The organism is Saccharomonospora iraqiensis subsp. iraqiensis, assembly GCF_000430445.1.
In the GTDB taxonomy this organism is placed as follows: Bacteria; Actinomycetota; Actinomycetes; order Mycobacteriales; family Pseudonocardiaceae; genus Saccharomonospora; species Saccharomonospora iraqiensis.
On sequence record NZ_KE387062.1, the window covers coordinates 82,140 to 85,068 of the forward strand.

General features: G+C 72.9%; 3 protein-coding genes. 2 read left to right on the top strand and 1 reads right to left on the bottom strand.

All coding sequences use genetic code 11. The annotated features are described in order from the left end of the window. Window positions 1-1,251 (top strand): alginate O-acetyltransferase AlgX-related protein (locus ACTIR_RS0105520; RefSeq protein WP_026453523.1); only part of this gene is annotated, 1,251 nt, incomplete at its 5' end. Between the two features lie 277 nt (window positions 1,252-1,528). Here the strand turns inward: ACTIR_RS0105520 and ACTIR_RS27415 are convergent. Then, a complete protein-coding gene (locus ACTIR_RS27415) occupies window positions 1,529-2,005 on the bottom strand; it encodes a hypothetical protein (RefSeq protein WP_233345833.1) in 477 nt (158 codons plus the stop codon). A gap of 180 nt (window positions 2,006-2,185) precedes the next feature. Between ACTIR_RS27415 and ACTIR_RS27420 the strand changes: the two genes are divergently transcribed. Next, window positions 2,186-2,860 (top strand): hypothetical protein, encoded by a 675-nt coding sequence (locus ACTIR_RS27420; protein WP_233345834.1) that lies wholly within the window; start codon window positions 2,186-2,188, stop codon window positions 2,858-2,860. Window positions 2,861-2,929 lie beyond the last annotated feature (69 nt).

A 2,929-nucleotide genomic window follows, 5' to 3' on the forward strand; every position in this document is an offset into this window, starting at 1 on the left:
CTCTACCGCCCCCGGCACAGCCGCGGCCAACGCGGGGCGCTCGTGTGTGCCGTCGTCTTCTTCCTCGCCCCGGCACTGGCGTTCGTGCTCGGGGTGCGTCCCGCGGAGTTCGAGAACCGGCAGCTCGCCGAGTTCCCCGGCCCGGGCGACGGGTGGGAGTTCTTCACCGGGTTGCCGGCCTGGGCGACCGATCACCTGCCGCTGCGCGAGGCCGGGGTGCGCGCCGCGGAGGCCGTGAGCACCGGCGTCTTCGGGGATCCACCCGGTGCGGGGGCGGACACGGGCGGCCGGGAGGGGCCCGTGGGGTTGGAACCTCCGGACGCCCCACCGGACGACGGTGCCGATCGGACCCCCGAGGTGCCGAAGGAGCACTTCCCGCGCGCGGTCCTCGGCACGGACGGCTGGTACTACCTCGGCGACGACATGACACACAAGTGCTTCCCGGTGCACGACGTCGACGAGGTCATCCGGCGGCTGGACCGGCTGCGCCGGGTCGTCGAGTCCTCGGGCAGACAGTTCGAACTGGTCTTCGCGCCGGACAAGACCACCATGGCCCCGGAGCACCTGCCGGACGACTACCTCGGCAAGGAGTGCACCGAGGCCCGCACACGGGAGTTCTGGGAGCGGGTGCCCGCCGCGACCGGGGCGATCGATCTCCGCCCCGCACTGCACCACGCGGACGAACGCCTCGGGGCGCCGGTGTACGGGCCGCTGGACAGCCACTGGACGTTCGCGGGCGGGCTGACCATGACCTACGCACTCGCCGAGCGCCTCGCACCGGGCAGCACGGAGTCGTGGGAGGTCGAGCGGAACGGACGCAGGCCGTGGGTGGCCGATGTGCCCCGGTTGCACGGGAAACATCTGGACCGCGGGCTGGACGCGTTCTCCCTCGCGCCCGACGGCGGAGCGGACCGCACCGACTACGTCGGCAGCAACTTCCGCAAGCCCCTGCACCTGGAACAGACCGGACCGGCGGCCGAGGGGACCGTGCGACGCCCCGTCGGCGTCCTCGCCGACTCGTTCACGCAGTTCGCCACGCCGTATCTGGCCGCGACCGTGCGCGACCTGCGGGTGGTGCACCACAACACGCTCGCCCTGTCCTCCGGACGGGAGATCGCGGAACTGTTGGCCGATCGTGACGTCGTCGTCGTGCAGTTCGTCGAACGCATCATCGCGGGCGGCGGAAGCGCGCTGCTCCGGGACTCCGCCCTGGACACCCTCGCCGCCACGCTGGCACGACACCCGAGATAACGACCCGATGTCGACCTCGGGTGACATCCGATCTGACTACAGCGGGCCCGCGACCACGCAGTAAGTTACCTGGGCGTGGTCCCTGCCGGATGCGGTGGCGGGCCGCGACCAGGCGAGGACGTCCACCGACGTCGGTGACACGAGACTGCCCGAAGGGGGGCCGGGGGTGACCTGGCAGGAGGACCTACGCAAGCTGGACGAGAACCTGGCGTCCGGCAACCTTTCCGCGGACGAGTACCGCGCCCGCCGCGACCAGATCCTGTCCTCGGCGGTCAGCTCACCCCAGGAACCCCAGCAAGCACCGGGCGAGGCGGACTCGACCCAGGTGGTCGCACCGGTCGCGGGCGGGCAACCGAGCCAGCCCCAGCCCAGCCAGCCCCAACCCGGCCAACCGCAGCCCGGCCAACCCCCGGAGTCCGGCCAACCGCAGGCCGGTCAGTCCCCGTCGAGCCAACCGCAGCAGGGTCCGCCCGCACAGCACCAACCGGCACAACACCAACCGGCACAGCAACAACCGGCACAGCAGGCACAACAACCAGGTGCGCAGCACGGACCCCGGGAGGAGCAGGCACAGCCGGGCCGTCCGGAGGCGACCCAGGTCGTCTCGCCCGCCGACCCCACGGCCCACCCGCACCCGGCGGCAGCGCCGGGACAGCCCGGCTCCCCCGCGGGCGGATTCCCGCAGCAGTCCGCACCTCAGCCACCGGCGGGACAACCGGGACAGCCGGTTCCCCCGGGGCAACCCGCGCAGCACCCCGCCTCCCCACCCGCCGGGTTCGCCGGCCCGCAGCAGCGACCGTGGAATGCCGCCCCGGAGGATCCGGCCCCGCCGTGGGGCGGTGAGTCCTTCCCGCCGCTGACGCCACGGACACCCAGCCAGGGTCCCGGCGCGTTCGACGAGCCCGCCTCGCCGGGGGCGGGCAGGCGGATCGCGTTGGCCGTGCTCGCGGTGGTGCTGCTGGCCGGGGGCGGCCTCGTGGTGTGGCTGCTGAGCGGCTCCGGGGACGACCCGGACGAGGGAGGCGGCCTGGCCGGGGAGCCCGGACGGATGAACCAGATCTCCAGCGCCCCGCCGCCCTCGCCGACGAGCTCGCCGCTGCCGAGCCCACCGCCCGCGAAGCAGACGCCGACCGACAACCCCTCGGCCCTCATCGACCTGCCCGGGGAAACCCGCGACGGCGGTGGCGAGTTCGACCGGGAGACGATGCTGGACCGCGAGGTCCTCCCGAGGTCGTTCGCCGAGACGCTGCTGGAGACCGACCTGGGCAAGGGCCTGCTCCGGACCACGATCGTGGACGAGGAGGTCACGATCGGCCTGTACGCCATCGAGGTGGGCGACCAGGCCGAAGCGGTGTCCATGGTCGAGGAATACGGGAAGACCCAGGTCAACGGCAGTATCCCGCACTCCCGCGAGTTGTCCCTGCAGGGCGTGCCGGCCTACGCCTCCCCCGACGACGGCAACAGCTTCTACCGCACCGCCTACGCGCTCTACGACCGCGTGATCGTGCTCGACGTGTTCGGGGAGGACCCGGACCGGGTGCGGGACGTGTTCGTGGAGATCCGCGACGAACAGATCGACCACGCACCGCCCTCGACGACGGACTTCTGAGGGCCGACGCCCGCCGGCCCGGCCACGGAATGCGGCGGGCGGGCGTCAGCGGCCGACCGCGTAGCCCTG